Here is a 22,018-nt window from a genome sequence, read left to right as displayed (position 1 = left end):
AAAATAGCGTATTGATATATTGACTACACTTGAGTGTAGTTTTTAAGCATTATATTAGTCATTATCAATGAATGTGATTATCAATGTCTGACATAAACTCTTTTTTTTCATCCAACAATACAGTTTGGAATATTACAGAAACTGATGCCAAACAGATAAATAATTATCTCGCAGTGGTTGATGCCTTCTCTCGTGCCACAAACAAGAGTATTTATATTATAGATTATGAGAAAAAAGGGTTTGAATATGTTTCCAGTAACCCTTTGTTTTTGAATGGACATAGTCGGGAAGAAGTACTGGAAATGGGGTATGAATTCTATTTCAAATATGTACCCAAAGAAGATCTTGAATTACTACTTAAGATTAACGCTGTTGGGTTTGAGTTTTATGAGACAATAGAACTAGAACAGCGGAAAGATGGTAGCATTTCTTACGATTTTCACATTAAGACTGCCGATGGCAATTTAGTACTTATTAATCAGCAACTAACACCTCTATTTTTGACAGAAAGAGGTAAGATATGGAAGGCAATATGCATTGTTTCTCTCTCTGAAAATAAAAAGTCTGGAAACATTATTATTCATAGAAATTCGCTTAACGAGTCTTTTGAGTACGATTTACAAGATGAAACTTGGAGAAGACTTGAGCAAATTGTACTGACTGATAGAGAAAAAGAAATTATGCAGTATTCTATACGAGGTCATTCCATCAATGAAATAGCCGATAGGATTTTCGTTTCTCCAGACACGGTGAAATTTCATCGTAAAAAGATTTTTGAAAAACTTAACGTCGCCAATATCAGTGAGGCCGTGTCTTATGCTACTCGGAACAATCTATTGTAAAAAACCAACTCTGGCGGCTCACTTTAAAGTGTTCTTTATTCTACTACTTCACTAATCTGCAAAATGGGCTGAATGTTCGTGAAATTTGGAATATCTCCAATAATTTGTTGAGCATGAGGGCCGAATGCCTCTTGGTAATCTGATAGTTTATTAAAATATAGATAACCTATTCCTAAGAATGGAACTGGTTCGTTAGGCGTTCTTCCACCTATACCCTTGTCTATTTTGTAATACTTCATTGCACTACCCAGTAATTCAGCCACTAAAGGCATGTGCTTTTTTTCATAATACTCCATGTCAAATGTTTTGCCTTCACCATTTTGGTAAAGCAGGGTGACTTTGACCATACCTTTCTCTTCACTTTGACCTGAAAATGGTTTTAAGCCTAATAAAAGAATCGATAAGCTGATAACAGCAAAAGTGATTTTAGTTTTCATGGTTATAGGGTTTCGTTCAAATAGTAGTTCAATGTGGCCAATAGTTTTAAAGCTCACAACCAGCATGGAGAATTGTGAAACTCTTGTAGTAATTGATTTTGAGCTTTAGGTCTAAGCTTTATTAGATCAAATAATCCTGATTTTTAAAAACTGATCGGATAGAATGAGTATGGAACTGAGTGTCAGAATTAGAACCGTAGTCCATGCATGAAAATTTCTTTTTAGCTGATATTGTCTTGAAACCTTGTAAATCATGTAGAACAATAATGCACAGGTTATGATAGGAATAGTAAAGGTACCCAGACCTAAGTAGAGACTAACTCTTGCTTCGTCATTAGCCATAATAAAATTCATAAAACCTGCCAGCAGTCGCATAAAGAAAGCGGTAAACAAAAAGGTATAAATATATTTATTCCATGACTTGCCTCTTAAGTAGAGAAAAGTAAATAGTCCTTGAAGGACTGTTATGATAGGAGCGGAAATTGAAATGATAGCACGATGGGAGGCGTTAGGAATGCTACCATTAACCGGTGATGTACCATTTAACCTCATAATGGTTTCATATCCAAGTAATTCACTTGTTGCCCAATGTGTAAACTCATGAAGAATCCATGTAAAGGCGACTGCAAGAATGCCTGAAATGACGTATTGATAATTGATTTTTTGATCGATCATAAGTGCTACTAAGTTTGGTAATGCGTTAGACCAAGAAATAAGGATTAGGGTTGCACTAGAGTATTTCCTTGTAACTACTTGCTTGAATTATCTTTTTGAAATCAGTTGTATTGAGAAGCTCATTTATAGCTTCTTTCTTATTTAAGCTGTTTTCATAAAAGGATTTACAGATAAGATAACCCATTGTATAGCCCAGGTTACTTGGCCTATCCGTTATGACTCCGCCATTATACATCCATCTAGAGAAATTACTGGTATATAGGTCTTCTTTTAGTGCATTTAATACCATATCATAATTGTCATCTATTTTAAGATATTCTAGCCTTCTTTTCATAGCAGGGCTCATGGCGTTATCATCTGTTAATAGCGTTACCAAAAAGTCGCAAGCACCTTCTTCTATGAGTTTCCCCAGTAAAATATTACTGTTCTCAGCTGCTGAATAAGATTGTTGAAAGTGCATGAGTTCGTGAACCAAGTCGTATTTCATATTGCCAAATTCGGTAATGGTTGACTTTTGCCATTCATTTAAGTTTTCAAGTGGCATAGTATCAGATTTGGCAAACATAGTGACGCCAACGAAAAGGCCAAGTTCAGAAATGGTACCCGAAACATTAATTAGATCTGGGATTAGATATGTTTTTGGGAAAACGGCTTTAGGGTATAGTTCGGCAAACCTTCGCATCATTTCTTTAGATTCCATTGCTACTGTGTCTAGCTTTTCTTCGCTTACCCAACTTCTCACGTAGTCAAAATAACGTTGGTGCTCATCGATCATCACCCGACGTATATTATCTACATTCTCATATCGGATATGGTAATAATCTTTAAGAGGCGCTGACCCATTACAGATATATGCGGATAGGTATTTTTCAGCGTTCGAAGGATCTTTAATGGCTTGATCATAATAAGACCAAAGGTTTCTGTAAGGTGTCGTAACTACTTCAAAATTTTCAATAGAAGTGTTTTGCAGCCTGATTTTTTCGAGAAGAGCATCTACTTCTTTTCGAAATGGACTGTTTTTACTGGACTCTTCTAATCCGAGCTTTGTTAAAACATAAGGATTGCTCATGCCGAACTTTACAGCATTTTTTACCGCCAATAGAGCTGAATCAATTATACCTGCTTCGCTATACTGCCAAGCTGAGTAAACAAATATTTCTGAAGACTGATGTACTTTTCCTATATCGAAGAAGTACTGGGCTGCTTTGGAGTGCTGCCCAATGTTGCGGAGAGAATCAAACCGTAAACCAGCAAGTCCTAAATCTATTGTTTCACAGAAAGTTGTGGTGGGTGCCTTTTTAGATTGACAACTGATCAACAAAGCCGCGAACAAAAACAAAAAGCAGGATTTCATTAATTAACAGTTAAAGGTATATCAGCCAGATGGCTTTTTATAGTCATCGGCTATGCATATACATGATGGTTAATTAATTAGAATGGTTGCTTCTAAGCAATAAAGAGTGGTTGATTACTTCTTTAACTCGTCAAAAACCTTAGTACTTATCCAGTAGATATCTTCATTACTCGTGTACATCAGGTATTTCCCATCAGCAGTAACGAAAGGGCAAAGTTCATGGTGCTCTGTATTTACGAGTTCACCCATGTTAACACCTTTTGACCATAGTCCATTCTCTTCTTTGAAACTAATATATAGGTCGCCCCGACCTAAACCTTCCGGTCTTGTAGAACAATAAATAAGATAAGATTCATCTGGTGCTATAAAAACATCTGCTTCATAGTTTTCAGTATTGATAGCATTTCCTAATGCCACTGGTTTTTGAAATTCCCCGTTTTTAAAAGTGGCATAGTAAATATCTTGATTTGCTCTTTTTCTATTTCCTTTGGCATTCACATTTGAGGCGAAGTACATTGTGCCAGTAGAGGTAAAAGAGATATAATATTCATTATCCTTAGTGTTAATGTTAGGTCCCGCGTTTATGGGCTCCGACCACCCACTTCCTTGTCTTTCTATATACCAAATGTCATGATCTTCTTTGGCAGCTGAACCGTCCATGGTTCTTTTAGATATAAAGTATAGCCTGTTTTCATCGGGAGAAAGAAATGGGTCATTGTATCCGTATTTGTCGCTAGAAAGTATTGTCACAGGTTCGCTCCATATACCATTTTCTAGTTTAGAATAGCGAATAAACGGTTTTTCACCTTTTGCAATAGCATAGTAAAATTCATTACCTGCAGCATTGAATACTGAGCCAAACTCAAATTCTTCTGTTGAGATAAAATTGGGAGCGAAAATCTTTTTTTCCAGTTGTGGCGGTGTTTCTCCCATATATTGGCCCCTTACGGTAAAATTCCGGACCTTCGATGGGTCAGCACCATTGACGATAAGCCATTTTTCAATTTCTTCGGCACCAGTTCTTTGTGCAATTTCTAATGGACTGCTTCCTCGTTTATTTTTGATTTCTATGTCTACACCGCTTTGTATTAGTTTTTCTACATAGCTCAATTTATCATCTAGGATGGCGCGTTCTAGGAGCGGGGCTCCTTGTTTACTTTTCCAGTTATTGTTTTCCTGTAATCCAATGATTTTGCCGAACAATGAGTCACGTTTGAATTGGACTGCTACGTACAATGGGGTGTAGCCATCTTTATCTTCGCTATTAAGCGCTAGACCTCTTTTAATCAAATTGTCAAATGCCGATATTTGGTTACATCCCACCGCCCAGTGTAGCAAAGATCTACCACGTTCGTCTGTTACATTTAATTTCTCGTGTTTGAGAATGCTATCCAATCTGGTGAGGTTTCCTTCACAAACGATATTGTAAATGCCCTGAGCTTTTACATTTAAGCAGAAAATTAAAAGGAGCGATAAAAAAGTAATTCTTTGGTTCATCTGGTGTATTTCTTGTTAGATAGATCAATCAACGTGTTTTTAGGTCATTAAATTATTCAACGCTTCTTTAAAATTTCTATGAGACCAATGTTTTTGTAGATCATTTCTCTTCCTACTTTTTGTGAACTTAATAGTTTTATGGTTTCGAGTTCTTTTAGGTATCTAGATGCTGCCTTTCGTTCTACTTCTAGCCTTTTTACAACATATTCTATTTTACAATAGGGTTGTTCAAAGAGTAGTTCAATTAACTCTTTTTTAAAGGATTTGGGCATTTTTTCACGTGCTAGATCAATGGCTTTTTTTAGCTCATTATTGATGAGGTCAATTTTTGCAATGGTCTTTTTTGAGGTTTCTTCTATGGCCCTGAGCATATAAAGAATCCATTCTTCCCATTTGCCAGTTGTATTCACCTCATCTAATAATTTATAATAGTTTGACTTGTGTTCAATAATGAAGGAACTGAGATAAAGTATCGGTAGATCGAGTAACCCATTCTTAGAAAGGAAAAGGATATTCAAGATTCGTCCTGTTCTTCCATTTCCATCATAAAATGGGTGAATACTTTCAAATTGATGATGTAGTATAGCTAGATTAACTAGAGGAGGAATGTTTTTATTGATAGTATTGAAGTTTTCGAGGAAATTATGTAGTAGCTCAAGAATAAGCACCTTTTCTTGTGGCGGTGTATAGACTGTTTCACCCGTTTTATCGTTAACCAAAACTGTACCTGGGCTGTTTCTTATACCCGGTTTGTCGGTGACAATTGTTTCCTGAATACTCAATAGATCGTTTAAATCAAGTGTTTGTTTAGATTCTATCAAGTTGAAGCCATGAAAAATTGCCTTCCTATAATTAACTACTTCTTTTACGGCTGGGCTTGATTGAATATTAGCACTCATAGCTTTGTAAAGCTCATCTTGTGTTGTGATGATGTTCTCTATTTCTGAACTGTCTTTTGCCTCTTGAAGTACAATTGCGTTAACCAGCATCAATTGATTCGGAATGGTCTTCGCAATGCCTTTTAGTTCACCGAGCGCTTGGTTGGCTAAGCTATCGGCTTTGAGTACCGGTATGGTCTCATAGTTAGATTGGGCGATTGGTAAGGATATATAGGGTGTCTTTTGTCCCATATCAAATTAATATGTACCAAAAATACAAAAAATAGTACATGTATTAAGGGTGTGTACTGAATAAACCCACTTCGGGAGATTAAATTAAGAACTGCTCTAACCGATTAGCCCACTTTGTTCTTGTTTTAAGGTTTGATATGATTCCTCCGCGTAAGCAAGTATTTCGACAGGGTAATTCAATAAAGATACGTGCACGTCAAAGTTTTCTTGATCCCACTGGGCTATAATTGGTTTATAGGATTCGTAATGCGCGCAAAGGTCTTTTAAGGCTTTTGGGAATTCATTCTCAATGATTAAGTCGCCATTCTTGAGTGTCATCTCATAAATGGATTGGTTTATTGGCTGAAAAACTGTTTTAATCCAAGTTCTCCAAACTTCTTTTTCCTTTTCAGTAGGAGGGTTGCTCTGATCAAAATAACCTTGAGTATCGCTTCTGTATTTAGATCGAAATTGAGTCCAAGATGCGTCAGAAGAGGAGGTTAGACTAAGTAGTGGGCCATAGAACTCTTTTAATTGGCGATTTACGCGGTCGAGTTTGTCCTTCCTTTTTGCTATCCCTAAATCATTGAAATACTTAGCCCAATAACCAAAAAAAGCTAGACCAATGGTAACAGTCGTCGTGATTATAAAATGATTGTCCATAATGTGTTATTGTGTCGTGATAATGTAAAAGAGAGTTCAGGTCATATTTAAAAGAATAGAAGAATTAGAATGAGCGTTATTGCACTGACTATTGTGGTAAAAATCCCTGTGCTTTTTGATTTTGTCCATCCTGAGAGTCCAATAACAGTTAGCAGTGATATTATTCCAAATAAATAGGTGATCATACCTATAATTCTTGGCGTATCGATAGCACTGCTTGTTACTTCTAGCGGATAGCCTTCGGTAGTCATTAGCAATATTTTGGTGAAGGCAAAAACTGTTACTAAAAATGAACCGGAAGATATGGTTGACGCCTTAAGTATGCGGTTATGAAGCTTATCATTCGATTTGTTGATCAAAAGGTTTGCCGTTATGGCAATTGAAAAGCCACCTAAGAAAGCACAGGTTATTATCAGTTGGTAGGCTAGTTTGTTCCAGTATTCAAAGGGTAGTTCAATCATGAGGTTATCGTTTTTATCTACTTTTTAGAAGATCACGACTTCCTGTAATTTGCGAATTTTTTCTTAAGAATAATTCAAGAAAGCTATCTTAAATGTACTTTATGGATGGATTTTTCAGAGGCCTCTTTGCTTTACGGCACTCAAAATACCATTACGATGCTTTTCATTTTTTGAGGCAATAGGTAAATAGAGTAGTGGCAAAAAAGTAAGCAGGCCAAAACCTTTACTGATAATACTATAAAGAGAAATGCCTATAAGGAGCCCTATAATTACGGCATCATATAATTTGTAGGTTTTTGATTTCTTAGCCGCTTGCAATAGTTCCTCATCTGTAAAGGCCTTTATAGTATCTTGATTCATTTGGATATTCTTTTGATCAGCTGATCTTACGAAAGAATCATCAAATGACTATAAAATGTGTCCCCATTGCCTCTCAAAACTTTAATCATGCTTTGGCTCTTTTCTTTCTGGCCTTTTTAAGAAATACAATTATGCAAATAAGTAAAATAGGGATCATCAAGTAACCGATATACTTTCCGATGAAATAACCTACGTTATAGGCTGCGGAATTTTCAGTAGATACCTCTTTGAGCTGATTTTTGGTCTTAACGTTAAGTTGGAAAGATTTAAAAAATCGATCGGCTTCTTCTTTTGAATAATCTAAGTTTTCTGTGGCAAACCTTACCGAAGCAAAATAGACGTGGTCTTGAATAACAATGACTTGATTTAACATTGTTTCTCCATTTGGATAATCGGCCTGAAAGATTCGAGCGGTGAGCGAGTCCAGTAAAATATCATTACTGCTTATAATCTTACCCTTTTTTGAATTAATGGTCCCTTTTTCCAACCCGTCATAAAACTCTTTTAGTTCCTCAATACTTCTTAATGAGATCGACTCACTATCTGGTAAGGAAAATTCAGGCATACTGCTCAATGTGATGATTGAATATTGCGACTCGGCCACATAGATTACCTGTCCAAGCGTATCTATAATTTCATGGTTTTCAGGGAGTTCAACCGATAAATCTTCATTTATAGAAACTTGTTGCCAGCTTAAACTAACTTGATTGGTTTGAAGAGTAAATAGAACTGCAAATAAAAAGGCCATACATTGGTTTTAATGCTAAAATACTTTTTAAAACTTCAAATTTTCATAGGTATATCATTAGTGGCAATTCTGGCCTTAGATCAAAAGTTTTTCCTTGTCTGCCGTTGTCAAAGTGGAGCTCCAATAAGTGTTCTGTGCCTTGTTTCACTTCAATTTCATGAATCCGATTCAAAGCTTTTATTGTCAGTGTATTCAAATCTACTAGAGGTGTTGAAATAACTGTTTTTGTAACTTTTTCAGCACCATTTGGATGAATATAAGTCTGACGATAAAACTCATATTCTTTTAATGCTTCATTCAGGTCTAATTTTGTTTCAAAAATCTTTGCCTGAATATTGGGGTATACCACAAAGACTGATGGTTCTGAAAGCCTAGTTTTGGAGCTTTTTGCAGCATAAATACTGCCTTCCGTTCCCATCCACTCTTGTTGATAACGAACCTTTTCAAATGGAATTTTGGATGGGTCGTAATGTTCCAATTTTAAGGCTAAGCCAAAAGGGGATGCTCCATTTTCTGAGAAATTAGCCCGTTCTGTAAAGTCTAAACCTATATTTTTAGCATTGTTTTCTTCAAGCTCTTCTTGATTGTAAACATAGATAAACTCTATATAGGTATTTAAGAAGTTAAAGTATTTGCCTGCCGTTCCTTGCCCATAGTGAATCGCTGAAAGTGAGTCTGGTACTGGCTTAAAACCAATACTAATAAGTTTGTTTTTAGCCGCTTCAGGATTATTAACCCAAATATTAAAATGGTCTAATTCTAAGCTAGATGCAGTGTGTGAGTCAGCAGAAGCACCGACGGATTGCGTCTTTTTACTTGAACATGAGAAGAGGTAAAGCATTAATGCTAAAATGGTAAAGCATTTACTGGGGTATGTAAGGCTAATTTTCATGATGAATGATACGCGAGAATACAAAACAAAATTTGATTGTCTGGTACATCAGTCCCCGTACTTATAAATCATTTTGTCTTTTAAATATTCTAACAATTCGTGCATTAATAATTTCAGATAGGTTCCAGTTATATAGTTTTGCATCTGTTGTACTATAGAATTGAATAAATACTGCGTCGAGTTCTTTATTGTACTTCGCAAAACTTTGATAACCTGGGACCCATCCAGAATGTTCATATTCATAAACTGATGCATAAATTTCTTGTTCTCCTTCCTTAAATAAAGAGCCATCATTTAGTGCTCTAAGAAAGATGCCTACTTCTTGTGCGGTTGAGTGCATCCCATAGTCGTTCGTTTTTAAATCATGAGGATATCCGACATGATAGCCACTCATGACATTTTCTAGGTTTACATCTTTAACTGAACTGTAGGTATTTGTAAGGTTTAAAGGGATTAAGATCTTCTCTTTTATAAATTGAAAATTTGGATAACCGAGTACATCATCCATTATTTTATTGATCAGCAAGTAGTTTGTGTTACAGTATTCATAGCCCTTTCCTGGTTCAAAGTTGGCCGACATGCCATCTATTAAAGCAAGACTTGCTTCAAAGCTCTCTGTTGGTTTAGCCCAGAAATCAGGTGCATCTGTAAAGTTCGGGATACCGCTTCGGTGTTGTATCATTTGCCTAAGCGTAATCTCTTCTGCATTGTCAATACGTCCGATTAATTCAGGTAAATAGTGCGATATGGTATTGTCTAATTCAAGTCGTCCATCGCTGACTAATTTTGTGACAGCGACTGCGTCATAGAGCTTACTGATACTCGCAATTTTAAATAATGCTTGCGGTTTGGCTGGTATTTTCAATTCCCGATCATGCCATCCAGAAGTAAAGTATTGAGGTGGTTGATCTCCTTGATCTACATAAACTATCATACCATCAAATCCGTGGTCTATGGCCTGATCTAGTTGTTCTTGTATGGTTTCGGGTAAAGGAAGTATCCAAGCTTTAACCAAGAGCCAAGGCACGAAATATAGAGAGCCTAAAGAGACTATTATGAGGGCTATACCGAATACTTTCCTTGGTTTTTTCTTGGCCATAGTGGTTTTAAATTTATTTGTTCTAGGCGCTTGTTATTCTGGGTGAATTTATAAACCTCATTCTTTAGAAACCAATTTAAAGCCCATTCTGATTAGAATGGGCTTTTTTGGATATTGGATTATCTTACTTTTTCGCTTCTTCCTTGATTAGATTCAGTGCAGAGCCTGCTTTAAACCAACCAATTTGTGCTTGATTGTAGGTGTGATTTGCCAGTACTAAATCACTTGAACTATCGGCATGTACAAACTCAATTGTCAACGGTTTTCCTGGTGCAAAGTCTACTAAATCTAAGAAGTTGATCGTGTCATCTTCTTGAATTTTATCATAATCGGCTTCATTCGCAAAAGTTAGTCCAAGCATACCTTGTTTCTTCAAGTTAGTCTCGTGAATTCGGGCGAATGATTTTACCAAAACTGCTTTTACCCCTAAGAACCTTGGTTCCATAGCGGCATGCTCTCTTGATGATCCTTCACCATAATTATGGTCGCCAACCACTATAGAAGGAATGCCTTCCGCTTTGTATTGTCTGGCAGTAGCTGGTACGGGACCGAATTCACCCGTAATTTGATTTTTCACTTTATTAGTCGCTTGGCCAAAGGCATTGACTGCACCAATTAGACAGTTATCGGAGATATTGTCTAAATGTCCTCTAAACCTTAACCATGGGCCGGCCATTGAAATATGATCGGTAGTACATTTTCCAAATGCTTTAATCAATAGTCTGGCACCGGTAATGTTCTTGCCATCCCATGCAGAAAATGGTTCTAGAAGTTGTAGTCTCTTTGAATCAGGGCTTACCACTACTTGAACATTACTGCCATCTTTGGCAGGTGCTTGGTAACCGTTTTCTTCAACATCAAAACCTTTGTCAGGCAATTCATCTCCAATTGGTGGATCAAGCTTCACTTGTTCGCCCTTGTCATTAATTAAGGTATCAGTAATAGGATTGAACCCTAAATCACCAGAAATGGCAATCGCCGCTACCATTTCAGGTGAGGTGACGAATGCATGCGTATTCGGGTTCCCATCAGCTCTTTTAGAGAAGTTTCTATTGAACGAGTGAACAATCGTATTGACCCTCTCATTATTGCCTGAACGTTCCCATTGGCCGATACATGGTCCACATGCATTAGTGAATATGGTGGCATCTAAGTCTTCAAAGATCTGTAGTAAGCCATCTCGTTCTGCTGTAAACCTAACTTGTTCCGAGCCTGGATTTATTCCAAAGTCGGCCTTGGTGGTTAAGCCTTTATCAACGGCTTGTTGCGCAATAGAGGCTGCCCTGGAAAGATCTTCATAAGAAGAGTTGGTACATGAACCGATCAAACCCCATTCTACTTCCATTGGCCACCCATTGGCTTTGGCTTCATCCCTCATTTGAGATACTGGCGTAGCTTTGTCAGGTGTAAATGGTCCGTTTACATGTGGCTCTAAAGTACTGAGGTCGATTTTTATGACTTGATCAAAGTATTGCTCGGGATTGGCATAAACTTCATCATCACCTGTTAAATGTGGTCTTATTGTATTAGCCAAATCTGCAACATCAGCTCTATCTGTAGCTCTTAGGTAGCGTTCCATGGCGTCGTCGTATCCAAATGTAGAAGTAGTGGCGCCAATTTCGGCCCCCATATTACAAATGGTTCCTTTACCTGTTCCTGAAAGCGAAAGGGCGCCAGGTCCAAAATACTCTACAATAGCTCCTGTGCCACCTTTCACGGTTAGAATTCCCGCTACTTTCAGAATAACATCTTTAGCGGCTGTCCAACCGTTCATTTCGCCGGTCAGTTTTACACCGATCAGCTTCGGAAATTTCAGTTCCCAAGGCATACCGGCCATCACATCGACGGCATCGGCGCCACCAACACCAATAGCCACCATTCCAAGTCCGCCAGCGTTAACCGTATGTGAATCTGTACCGATCATCATACCTCCCGGAAAGGCATAATTTTCCAAAACCACTTGGTGAATAATTCCTGCACCTGGTTTCCAGAACCCAATACCATACTTGTTTGATACAGACTCTAAAAAGTTGAAAACTTCACCCGAAGCAGTGAGTGAGCTCTTTAAATCTTTTTCGGCACCTTGCTTGGCGAGTATTAAGTGATCGCAATGCGTGGTGGAAGGAACCGCTACTTTCTCTTTTCCTGCTTGCATAAACTGCAAAAGGGCCATTTGTGCTGTTGCGTCTTGCATGGCTACTCTATCGGGTGCAAAGTCTACATATGATTTGCCTCGTTCAAAAGCTTCATCGGTATTACTTTCCCATAAATGGGAGTAGAGTATTTTCTCAGAGAGGGTTAGGGGTTTACCCAATACGTTTCTTGCTGCTTCAACCCGAGCGGGCATTCTGTCATAAACAGCTTTAATCATATCAATATCAAATGCCATAGAACTTTTGGTTTAAGTCATTTTGTTGTACCCAGACACATCTTTTAAGGTCGGGCGTTTATCTGTAACTAATATGCTACGGATACATTAGAATAACTACTCTAGGCTATAAAGAGTTCGAAAGAACAGGATGAAGGGTATATATCTATAGCACAAACAGTTTTTAGTATTTGTACCTCTTTAACTTTTGAATTTGCATTAGAGTAAGACAAGCTTAACGTCTTCAAAAGAGGGGGATATTGATTTACCCTATGATTTTAATTTTGAAATATTGATCGAAGAATACGATTGCGAACAATGATACGGCACAAAGTAGGAAAGTAAGCAAGTTGAACTTCAAACTGAGTTTATATTTTGCTGAAAACTTCCAGACTAGGAAAAGTAGAAAGCCACTGAAAATGATTGAAATGGTATAAAGGCCTAAACCAAATGATAGGCCTACTCTTCCTTCATCATTGGCGCCAAAAACATTGGCTATTCCCGCAAAAAAACGATAGACAAATGGGAAGAAGAGGAGTGGATATAAGTTGATTTTTTGTTGTTTATTGAGAATAAAGTAGAAGGCGATGGCTTGAATAATCGTAATAAGAGGCCCTGCTATACTGATGATGTTGGCATGCCATTTCTGAGTGTATTCACCCGATATAGGGGAGGCGCCATTGAGAGACATTGACATTCTGTTACCCAATATTTCACCGGTTATCCAATGCGCAAATTCATGTAGAAAACAGCTGATAAGCACGGCTAAAAAAAGTGCTCCTACGTATTTGAGACGAATTTCTCCTTTCATGATAGATTGTTTTCAGGCGTGATGATTATGGTATCAATCACGAGGTTAAAAAATCAATTGGTGTGCGGATATTCTAAAAATACGTGAATGTGATTTTTTGAGTACTACACCTGAGAGTAGTTTTGAATAACTCGTGCTCGGATCATATGAATTGAAACCTATTTACGCAGAAAACCTGACATTTAATCCGTGTGAATTTTGAAGGTAGGCCAGAGCGTATTGTGAATGATTTTGTAACGGGGTATGGGAGGGTTACTATCTTAATCCTTTAATTCAGAGATGATTTTAATCATTTCTTGCTTGAAAACTTTCTTCCTCCAAACCATAGCATAAGGCCGCTTTCTTTAACCCAAAAATTCTACCTCCTCGTGCTTCATAATTGGCGTACAAGGCTCCATTTTCTCTAAAGGCCTGTTGAATCCCTTCCTCTTTACCCATATTCAGGGTTAAGATTTTATATGGCTCTCCCGTTGAGTACCATTTCCTTTGTTTGCCATGTGCTCTACCGAGATAAAAATTGTAGTGAGCTATTAAGACATGCGATGAATCACTTGTCCATACTTTTTTTTCACCATGTAGTTTTCCTTCGTGGTAGTTAGTGATGTTTTTAAAATGACCGTCAGGGTACCATTTTATAACTTTGTTTTCCCTTTTACCATCTAAAATGCCAATCTTTTCCATTAAGCTGCCATCTTCATAATGACTAATGGCAAATCCAGAAAAAGGCTTGCCATTCAAAAGCCACAATGATATTTTGGGATCATACTGAAGCATGGATTTTTCAATGGTAATCTCAGGGACCTCTTGTCGAAATTCTAGGTTTCCGTTTTTTGAATTCCCCTCTTTGTCTAATGTACAGGCCACCAATAGAAAACTCATTGGTAAAAACACCAGGTAAATGGTTTTCATTTTATTCATTTAAGATTTTAGCGGGAAGTGGTAAGAACCATCACTAGTATTTTTCGATACGAATGAGGGTTCTGTTTATACCAAAAACCAATATTAGATTAAAGTATACTACTCGGTGTACCTTGTAAATTACCGGCAAATAGTGCGATTATTGTCCCTAAATAGAATTCATTGACTATATGATAATGGTAAAATTCTGTGCCATCACTATGCTGTGTTGTTGAAGTATGGCCACCTGAAGCATCGAGGTCTGTTGGGTGATCTCCATTAGCGTCACACCTTCTTCCATATATTAAGAATCCGTCTGCCATAATACCTACCAGTTTTTCATCATCATGTGAGAGCACTGTGTTTTCTGGAACATCATATGACTCTATGTGATAGTGGTAGCCGCTAGGGCCATTATGTGCACCAGCATAGTCAAATGTTTGAACAATTTGCTCTTCAATCGGACGATTTTGACCTTCTGTATCATTAAAAATAGGGACTCCAGTAACAGAGATGCCTATTGGTCCTAAGCCTGTTGCTGAGCTGAATGCAGCTATTTCTGGTGCAGAAGAAACGGTAAGGGTAAAACTACGTTCGCCACCCATTGAGCCAGGGGTCAAACGACTCGCAACTACTGGGGCAATGTAAAGTGGATTAGTTTCTTCCCAATAAGGGGAGGTGTGATTTGGAAGACCATTTGACTCAATGGTTATTTGGTTACCGTCGAAAGATACCGTAACCGCTGCCGAATTAAATTCTTCAAAAGCCGAAAGAGGAGTGGAAATACCAACTGTTGTTTCCTCTTCCATTTCTATTATCTCGTCATCGTCATCCTTTCCACAGGATGTAAGCATTAAGGATAATCCTAACAGGGTGATTGTAAAAAGACTTGAGTGTTTCATAGTTAGCAGATTATAATTTGAAAATGTGTTCACCTGATTAGATGACATTTTCCTAGAAAACCTGCGGTACGGAAACTTTTAATTTAAAATGAGGATAAATCTATTCGATAAAGCTCACTTTGGTGATTTTACCATTTTCCACTTCATAAATGGCTACAGCTTTGATAATTGATCCATTGGCTCGGACAATTTCTTTATCAATTACTTTATTATTGATGACAATACGGTTAGCTATCTCGCAATAAAGGTCAGGTACTCCTTCAAATAACCCGGTATACGATACTCGCATTTGATCACGCCCTTTCAAGCTTAAGCGACCATTTTCGTCGTAAATTTCCACATCCTCTGAATAGGTGTTAACAAATGCATCGATATCTCTCGCATTGTAAGCGTTAACTTGTCTTTGAACGATTTGTGCGGGAGTTTCTACTAAGATGCGCTTAGGCTCGAGTATTTCACCCGACTTTATAACAAGTGAAATGCTTTTTAGATTTTGAATATCTTCAATTGGGTTTTTGTCCAAAAGAATCATATCCGCCAATTTTCCCACTTTGATCGAACCCATTTCCTCACCTCTGCCGAAACCCTTTGCGGCATTTAATGAGCTATAAGTAAGGAGTTGCCAATTGGACAAACCTGCTTTTTGCATCATTGTTAGCTCTGTCATGAATGATGAGGCATGCATAGTACCAATATTACCTGCATCTGTTCCAGTAACTATATTTATTTTAGCCTCCGACAGGTTAGACAAGTTTTCTAGCATGATCGAATCTAATTGATCATATACTGGTGGTATTTCTGTACCATATAATGCTTGTAAGGCATATGGCCATTTGTCTTTCGGTATCTTTTTAGGGTCTAATAGCGTATTGAAGGCCATCGGATTTGCCCATTTTAAATCATCTGATGTAAAATCAATTTGGCCAGTGAAGGCTTTAATGTACCCTTTAGATACAATAAGGGTAGGTATGTACGTAATGTCTTTTTCTTTAAGCTCTTTAATGAATTCGTTAGGAATAATCGTGTTGTCGATGCTATGCACTAAAATATTTGCTCCGGCTTTTACTGCGAGTTGAGCAGTTGCTAATTCTGTGGCATGGACAGCTAATTTCAGATTGTTTTCTCTACAGAGTTGAGCTAGATATTCTACAAGAGGGTAGGTCTTTTCAGCAGGACTTTGAGGTGATACTACGTACCATATTTTAATAAAATCTGGTTTATATGGAAGTTGTTTATTGAACAATGCTAAAACATCCTCCTTGGTTTGTACTTGAATAATTGGTGGATCACCCAGGTCTAATTTCGGCCTAGATACCATTGAAAAAAGTGGGCCAGTCACTAGCACATTAGGCGATGTCATGTTTTTGGCGATCGAATCTCGAACTTCGAAGTTCCACATTGGTCCTCCCACATCTGCTACCGTTGTAATGCCATTTCTCAAATAGCGTTTCATATAGTCTGAAGCATTGTTCTTTGCGAAGTCTATTTCCTCTTGATAGGGTACAATCTCTCTTAGATCAAGCCCATCTGGTCGAGTATATAGTCCGCCTGATTGGAAAAAGTGAATATGAGCATCAATTAAACCCGGACTCAAGAAGCGTCCCTCACCATCGATAACTTTATCTGAATCCGATACTGAGAACTTATCGAAATTTTGTATGGCAGTAATTTTCCCATTGGCCATGCCAACTGCCGTATTCTTAATGACTTTGTTCGTTTCTATATCTAAAACATTAACATTTTTAATGATCGTAGATTGCGCAAGGATTTGAAATGGGAATAGAAAGAGTAGGAGTAAGTACTTTTTCATGAACGTTGAGTTTAGTGGTGTAGTTTGGTTATTGAAATTCTCACCTTAAAGGAATGGCATATTTAGTGTATTTCAAAGCATTATAATTAAACGATACTTATGTCCCCTTGTATAAATATGCTTTAGTTCTGTGTTTTTTAAATATGTAATTAGTCCCTAATCCATCTTTTCAATATCATTGATAATCTTAATACCGCTGTTTTTCATCAATTCACTGGCGTTAAAATCGGTACAAATATGACCTTGGAGTTTGTAATCAAATTTCAAAATGCCAGCCTTTATTTTACTATTAAAACTATGGTTGGATACGATCATATGATGGCCTGCCAGTTTCGCTAACTCTAGATCATGGGTAGAAATGATACCGAATGCATTCAATTCATTAAGTTGCTTAATTAGCGAAACGCCTCCTTTGTATCGGTCCTCAGAATTAGTGCCTTTAAACATCTCGTCTAACATGAAAAATATAGGTTGCCCACTTTCGATAAGTTTAAGCAAATGTTCTACCCGTTTTAATTCTGCATAGAAAGAAGAAACACCTTCTATTAAATTGTCTTGCGTACGCATGCTGGTGAACATTGTCATGCTTGATACTCCTGCGGATTTACTACAGCAGGGTGCGCCGGCATAAGCTAAAACAAGGTTAACACCTATAGTTCTTAAGAATGTACTTTTGCCAGCCATGTTAGAACCTGTGATCATAGCGATTTGACCGCGTTCTTTCAAACTGAAATTATTACAAACTCTGCTTTTAGTAGCAATTAAAGGATGCCCAATCATCTGGAAATCTAGATGGTATGGTTCAGCCTTGATTTCAGGGAATACATAATCAGTGTTGGCATAAGCAAAACCAGCTAGGCTATTGAGTGCTTCAAAATTGCTAATGGCTTCTATCCAAATCGGTACTTGCTTCCGGTTTCTAAATTTCCATTTTTCAGTTAGGAGGATCCAATAAATATCGAAAAGCCAGAAAATATTGAAGAGTACATAAAACTTATTGTTGTCGCTTCTTCTAGTACCTCTCAGTTGAAAAATCTCTAGGATTTTTCTGAGTTGCTTGATCTCTTTATTGGCTGTTGCGTCACCTCGAATTAAATCGGCTTGAAGCAATTTGAGTTTCTTTGACTCAAATTTTTCAGATAAAATATTCTGGGCAAGCATTTCATACCCACCCAATATCTGAACATTATAATGCGTATGGTCTATAGTTTCTTCGGCTATTGGCGCCACTTTTTTCAAAATCGAATAATTGATGCCTGTTACCAATAAGAATAGGGGAAGGTATATTTGCAAACCATCCGTTGCGATGTTAATCAAACATAAGACAGCTAAAGTTGTGGAGATTACACCCAAGGAAATGCTAGCTGACAAGTATAATGTTTGTTTGGGTAACAACTGCTCAGGTATATCAAACCATTTCAGAAGCTTTTGATAGTCACTTTCGGTATTCTTGTAGGATAACCCCGATACTTCAAATTGCTGTCTCCATTTTAATTTTGGTTTTAAATCTTGTATGGCTTCCTGTCTGTCGTTAATGGTTTCTTTATCAGCTGATTTGGATAGCCAATTTGCTAACCTTTCACTACCTGATTCTGTAGTCGTTCTATTTAAGAGTTGGAACACGGAATGAGGTCCAAATACATCTAAATCAGCAATGAAAGCATGATTTTCCTTTAGGTACTGGGTGCCTGTCGGGAACTTTGATAACTCATTAGATAATCTTAGCAACTCATTTTCATTAACCTCTTTTAAATGTGTTTCTTTTTGCTTTTGGTTATTGAATTGGTTGTAACGTACCAGTAGATAAGTAAAAGTAAACACGGAGAGGGGAGTGACTATCCATACCCAAGTAATCAACCGTTCATTCGCTAGGGCAATGATGACAATGAAAGAGATGATGAAAGAAGCTAGTCTTAGGAATGAATATCGTTTAGTGATTTCCTCAAGCGATAAAATCTCTTCTTTACACTGTTCATTAATGGTTTCAAATATTTTCACTTCAATCCAAATGGAATGCATTACAAGTTGTTGAAAAGATCTGATTTGACCTATGAGAGATCAATGAAAGGTTTTTAAATATCGGTATTGAATTTGGTAACTATGATAGTTAGTATCAACTCATTGTCTCTTTGTTATGCGTTAAAAATTAATCATAGTTGATGCAATTTAAAAAAGCCATTTTAAAGGTTTATCCCTCAAAATGGCTTTTAAGCTTATTCGTTACTTACGCTTTAAGAAGCAGCTATTGTGCTTAGTTCTTTGTTTGGTGGAGAGAATTTAGTTAGTACAATACCATCTACAGCTCTTTCATATTCCTCCATTGTAGGCGTTCTACCTAAAATGGTTGATAATACAACAACTGGTGTTGAAGATAATAAGGACTCACCTTTTTTCTCATTAGAGTCTTTTACAACTCGACCTTGGAAAAGTCGAGTAGACGTAGCCATAACAGTATCGCCTGGTGCTGCTTTTTCTTGGTTACCCATACAGAGGTTACAGCCCGGTCGCTCTAAATACAGCATGTTTTCGTAGCTCGTTCTTGCAGCTGCTTTAGGGTTGCTATCATCGAATTCAAAACCAGAATATTTCTGTAATACCTCCCAATCGCCTTCAGCCTTTAATTCGTCCACGATATTGTAAGTAGGAGGTGCTACTACGAGTGGCGCTTGAAAATCTATTTTACCTTGCTGTGCTTCAACATTCTTTAGCATTTGAGCAAGAATTTGCATGTCACCTTTGTGCACCATACAAGATCCTACAAAACCAAGATCAACTTTCTTATCTCCACCATAGAACGAGAGTGGTCTGATGGTATCATGTGTATAACGCTTAGAAACGTCGTCGTTATTAACATCAGGGTCAGCAATCATTGGTTCTGCTACCACATCGAGATCAACAACCACTTCAGCATGGTATTTAGCATTGCTATCTGGCGTAAGCGCTGGTTTTTCACCCGATCTAATTTCATCAATCCTTTTGTTTGCTCTATCGATAAGGCCTTGCAACACTTGATTAGCATTGTCCATGCCTTTCTCGATCATAATCTGTATTCTAGACTTGGCAATTTCAAGTGATTCGATCAGCGTATCGTCTTCTGAAATACAGATGGACGCTTTCGCTTTCATTTCGGCAGTCCAATCGGTGAAAGTAAAGGCTTGGTCAGCAGTTAAAGTACCAATGTGTACTTCTATGACTCTTCCTTGGAATACATTCTCGCCGCCAAATTGCTTCAACATTTGTTGTTGTGTGGCATGTACTACATCTCTAAAGTCCATGTAGCTTCTCATTGTACCTTTGAAAGTCACTTTTACTGATTCAGGAATTGGCATTGATGCTTCACCTGTGGCTAAGGCTAAGGCTACGGTACCAGAATCGGCACCAAAAGCGACACCTTTGGACATTCTTGTGTGCGAATCTCCGCCGATAATGATTGCCCAATCATCAATTGTAATATCGTTGAGTACTTTATGAATTACATCGGTCATCGCATGATATCCACCTTTAGGATCACGCGCTGTAATTAAACCGAAGTCATTCATGAACTTCATTAGCTTCGGAATGTTTGCTTGCGCTTTACTATCCCAAACGGAAGCTGTATGACAGCCAGATTGGTAAGCGCCATCTACAATAGGGGATATGACGGTCGCAGCCATCATTTCCAGCTCTTGAGAAGTCATTAAACCTGTAGTATCCTGAGAACCTACAATATTTACTTCTACACGTGCATTAGATCCGGCATGCAGAGTTTTTCCCGGTGTGTTACCAACAGCGTTTTTGTTAAAAATCTTCTCAACGGCTGTAAGGCCTTGTCCTTCATGAGAAATTTCTTTTGAAGGAGCAAAAACGACCGGCACATCAATGCCTAATGTTTTTGCAGCGAAGGTTTGTAATTTTTTACCAAATACAACGGCATAAGAGCCACCTGCTTTTATAAATTCCACTTTCTGTGGAGTTAAAGAAGATGAAATGTCCATCAATTCCTTATCGCCATTGTAAAGCTTTTTCTCTTTGGTGTTAATCGTTAAAACAGTACCCGTTTCAACGGAATACGTCTGTTCTAGTATGGGTTCACCTTCAGCATCACGAACAGTATTTCCGTCCGCATCTTTCTTCTGAACCCAGTTTTTTAAGTCAATACCTATACCGCCGGTTACACCAACTGTTGTTAAGAAAATAGGGGCAATTCCGTTTGTGCCTGCAATGATTGGGGCAATGTTAATAAATGGAACATAAGGACTTGCCTGAACTCCTGTCCACAAGGCCACATTGTTAACGCCCGACATTCTAGAGGAACCTACGCCCATAGTGCCTTTTTCGGCAATAAGCATTACACGTTTATCCGGGTGTTTTTCTTTTAGCGCGATTAGGTCGTTTTGCATATCATGGTTGTGTTCGAAAATGCATTGTCCATGAAGTTCACGATCCGATCTTGAGTGAGCATCGGCACCGGGCGATAGTAAATCAGTAGAGATATCTCCAGTTCCCGCTATAAAGGTTACAATCTCGATTTCTTCTTCGACATCGGGAAGTTTGGTAAAGAATTCTGCTTTAGCATAGCTCTCAATAATGTCTTTGGCGATAGCACTACCACTTTTATAAGCTGTCTCTAAACGCTGAGTATCGGCATCGTAAAGAAATACTTGAGTTTTTAAGACTTTGGCAGCTTCGGATGCAATGTTTTCGTTATTACCTAAAGCTAAATCTAAAAGAACTTCTATCGAAGGGCCGCCTTTCATGTGCGATAGTAATTCGAAAGCAAAAGCCGGTGTTATTTCTTCCAATGATTCTTCTTCTAGAATAATCTCTTTGAGGAATTTAGCCTTTGCTCCAGCCGCACTTGTAGTACCAGGAAGGGTGTTGTAAATGAAGAATTTAAGAGAATCGGTTCTATATGGATTATCAAGATCTTTGATTTGTTCAATGATGGCACTGATCAAGTGGCTTTCATCAATCGGCTTCGGCTGAAGCCCTTCATTTTTCCGTTCTTCGATCTCTTTAATGTAATCTTCATAAATACTCATACAAACAATAATTTTTTAAATCAAAAACTAACCTGTAGGCTTACTATCAAAAAGGTTAATATGTTAACTCTA

At 37.7% G+C, this 22,018-nt stretch carries 19 protein-coding genes; 1 reads left to right on the top strand and 18 read right to left on the bottom strand.

Annotation, left to right across the window (positions count from 1 at the left end):
* The first annotated feature begins 83 nt into the window (after positions 1-83).
* Positions 84-842 carry a response regulator transcription factor gene (locus tag JXQ92_RS06745; RefSeq protein ID WP_421985836.1) on the top strand — a complete coding sequence of 253 codons (759 nt, stop codon included), beginning with the start codon at positions 84-86 and terminating at the stop codon, positions 840-842.
* A 35-nt stretch (positions 843-877) separates the two neighbouring features.
* On the opposite strand, the gene JXQ92_RS06740 is transcribed toward JXQ92_RS06745, so the two are convergent.
* The 18 genes from JXQ92_RS06740 to JXQ92_RS06655 all read right to left on the bottom strand — a co-directional run bounded on the left by JXQ92_RS06740 (position 878) and on the right by JXQ92_RS06655 (position 21,946).
* Positions 878-1,279 carry an EthD family reductase gene (locus JXQ92_RS06740; protein WP_421985835.1) on the bottom strand — a complete coding sequence of 134 codons (402 nt, stop codon included), beginning with the start codon at positions 1,277-1,279 and terminating at the stop codon, positions 878-880.
* A gap of 126 nt (positions 1,280-1,405) precedes the next feature.
* Complete coding sequence (locus JXQ92_RS06735; protein WP_421985834.1) at positions 1,406-1,954, bottom strand: hypothetical protein; 549 nt, start codon at positions 1,952-1,954, stop codon at positions 1,406-1,408.
* A 55-nt stretch (positions 1,955-2,009) separates the two neighbouring features.
* Positions 2,010-3,308 carry a DUF2268 domain-containing putative Zn-dependent protease gene (locus JXQ92_RS06730; RefSeq protein ID WP_421985833.1) on the bottom strand — a complete coding sequence of 433 codons (1,299 nt, stop codon included), beginning with the start codon at positions 3,306-3,308 and terminating at the stop codon, positions 2,010-2,012.
* Between the two features lie 114 nt (positions 3,309-3,422).
* Entirely contained in the window at positions 3,423-4,805 is a 1,383-nt protein-coding gene (locus JXQ92_RS06725) for an ankyrin repeat domain-containing protein (RefSeq protein WP_421985832.1), read from the bottom strand.
* 56 nt (positions 4,806-4,861) lie between these two features.
* The gene (locus tag JXQ92_RS06720) at positions 4,862-5,935 is read right to left on the bottom strand and encodes a Fic family protein (RefSeq protein ID WP_421985831.1); all 1,074 of its coding nucleotides are present in this window, start codon (positions 5,933-5,935) and stop codon (positions 4,862-4,864) included.
* A gap of 96 nt (positions 5,936-6,031) precedes the next feature.
* Positions 6,032-6,577 (bottom strand): hypothetical protein, encoded by a 546-nt coding sequence (locus tag JXQ92_RS06715; RefSeq protein WP_421985830.1) that lies wholly within the window; start codon positions 6,575-6,577, stop codon positions 6,032-6,034.
* A 47-nt stretch (positions 6,578-6,624) separates the two neighbouring features.
* Positions 6,625-7,038: a hypothetical protein gene (locus JXQ92_RS06710; RefSeq protein WP_421985829.1), complete on the bottom strand. Its 414-nt coding sequence runs from the start codon at positions 7,036-7,038 to the stop codon at positions 6,625-6,627.
* A gap of 114 nt (positions 7,039-7,152) precedes the next feature.
* Positions 7,153-7,398: a hypothetical protein gene (locus JXQ92_RS06705; RefSeq protein WP_421985828.1), complete on the bottom strand. Its 246-nt coding sequence runs from the start codon at positions 7,396-7,398 to the stop codon at positions 7,153-7,155.
* An 85-nt stretch (positions 7,399-7,483) separates the two neighbouring features.
* Positions 7,484-8,146, bottom strand: coding sequence for a hypothetical protein (locus tag JXQ92_RS06700; protein WP_421985827.1), 663 nt, complete (start codon positions 8,144-8,146; stop codon positions 7,484-7,486).
* 43 nt (positions 8,147-8,189) lie between these two features.
* Positions 8,190-9,038, bottom strand: coding sequence for a hypothetical protein (locus JXQ92_RS06695; protein ID WP_421985826.1), 849 nt, complete (start codon positions 9,036-9,038; stop codon positions 8,190-8,192).
* A 61-nt stretch (positions 9,039-9,099) separates the two neighbouring features.
* Positions 9,100-10,137, bottom strand: a complete 1,038-nt coding sequence (locus JXQ92_RS06690) for a serine hydrolase domain-containing protein (RefSeq protein ID WP_421985825.1) — start codon at positions 10,135-10,137, stop codon at positions 9,100-9,102.
* Positions 10,138-10,261: 124 nt separating this feature from the next.
* Positions 10,262-12,526, bottom strand: a complete 2,265-nt coding sequence (locus JXQ92_RS06685) for an aconitate hydratase (RefSeq protein ID WP_421985824.1) — start codon at positions 12,524-12,526, stop codon at positions 10,262-10,264.
* Positions 12,527-12,770: 244 nt separating this feature from the next.
* The gene (locus JXQ92_RS06680; protein ID WP_421985823.1) at positions 12,771-13,316 is read right to left on the bottom strand and encodes a hypothetical protein; all 546 of its coding nucleotides are present in this window, start codon (positions 13,314-13,316) and stop codon (positions 12,771-12,773) included.
* Between the two features lie 285 nt (positions 13,317-13,601).
* Entirely contained in the window at positions 13,602-14,225 is a 624-nt protein-coding gene (locus tag JXQ92_RS06675; RefSeq protein WP_421985822.1) for a toxin-antitoxin system YwqK family antitoxin, read from the bottom strand.
* Between the two features lie 98 nt (positions 14,226-14,323).
* Entirely contained in the window at positions 14,324-15,115 is a 792-nt protein-coding gene (locus JXQ92_RS06670; protein WP_421985821.1) for a YHYH protein, read from the bottom strand.
* Positions 15,116-15,215: 100 nt separating this feature from the next.
* Entirely contained in the window at positions 15,216-16,925 is a 1,710-nt protein-coding gene (locus tag JXQ92_RS06665) for an amidohydrolase family protein (protein WP_421985820.1), read from the bottom strand.
* A gap of 156 nt (positions 16,926-17,081) precedes the next feature.
* The gene (locus JXQ92_RS06660; protein WP_421985819.1) at positions 17,082-18,944 is read right to left on the bottom strand and encodes a MutS-related protein; all 1,863 of its coding nucleotides are present in this window, start codon (positions 18,942-18,944) and stop codon (positions 17,082-17,084) included.
* Between the two features lie 212 nt (positions 18,945-19,156).
* Positions 19,157-21,946: a bifunctional aconitate hydratase 2/2-methylisocitrate dehydratase gene (locus JXQ92_RS06655; protein WP_421985818.1), complete on the bottom strand. Its 2,790-nt coding sequence runs from the start codon at positions 21,944-21,946 to the stop codon at positions 19,157-19,159.
* Positions 21,947-22,018 lie beyond the last annotated feature (72 nt).

Source organism: Roseivirga sp. (assembly GCF_049099775.1).
Classification (GTDB): domain Bacteria; phylum Bacteroidota; class Bacteroidia; order Cytophagales; family Cyclobacteriaceae; genus Roseivirga.
Note: the sequence above shows the minus strand (reverse complement) of the source record. Positions and strands in the feature narration are given on the sequence as shown.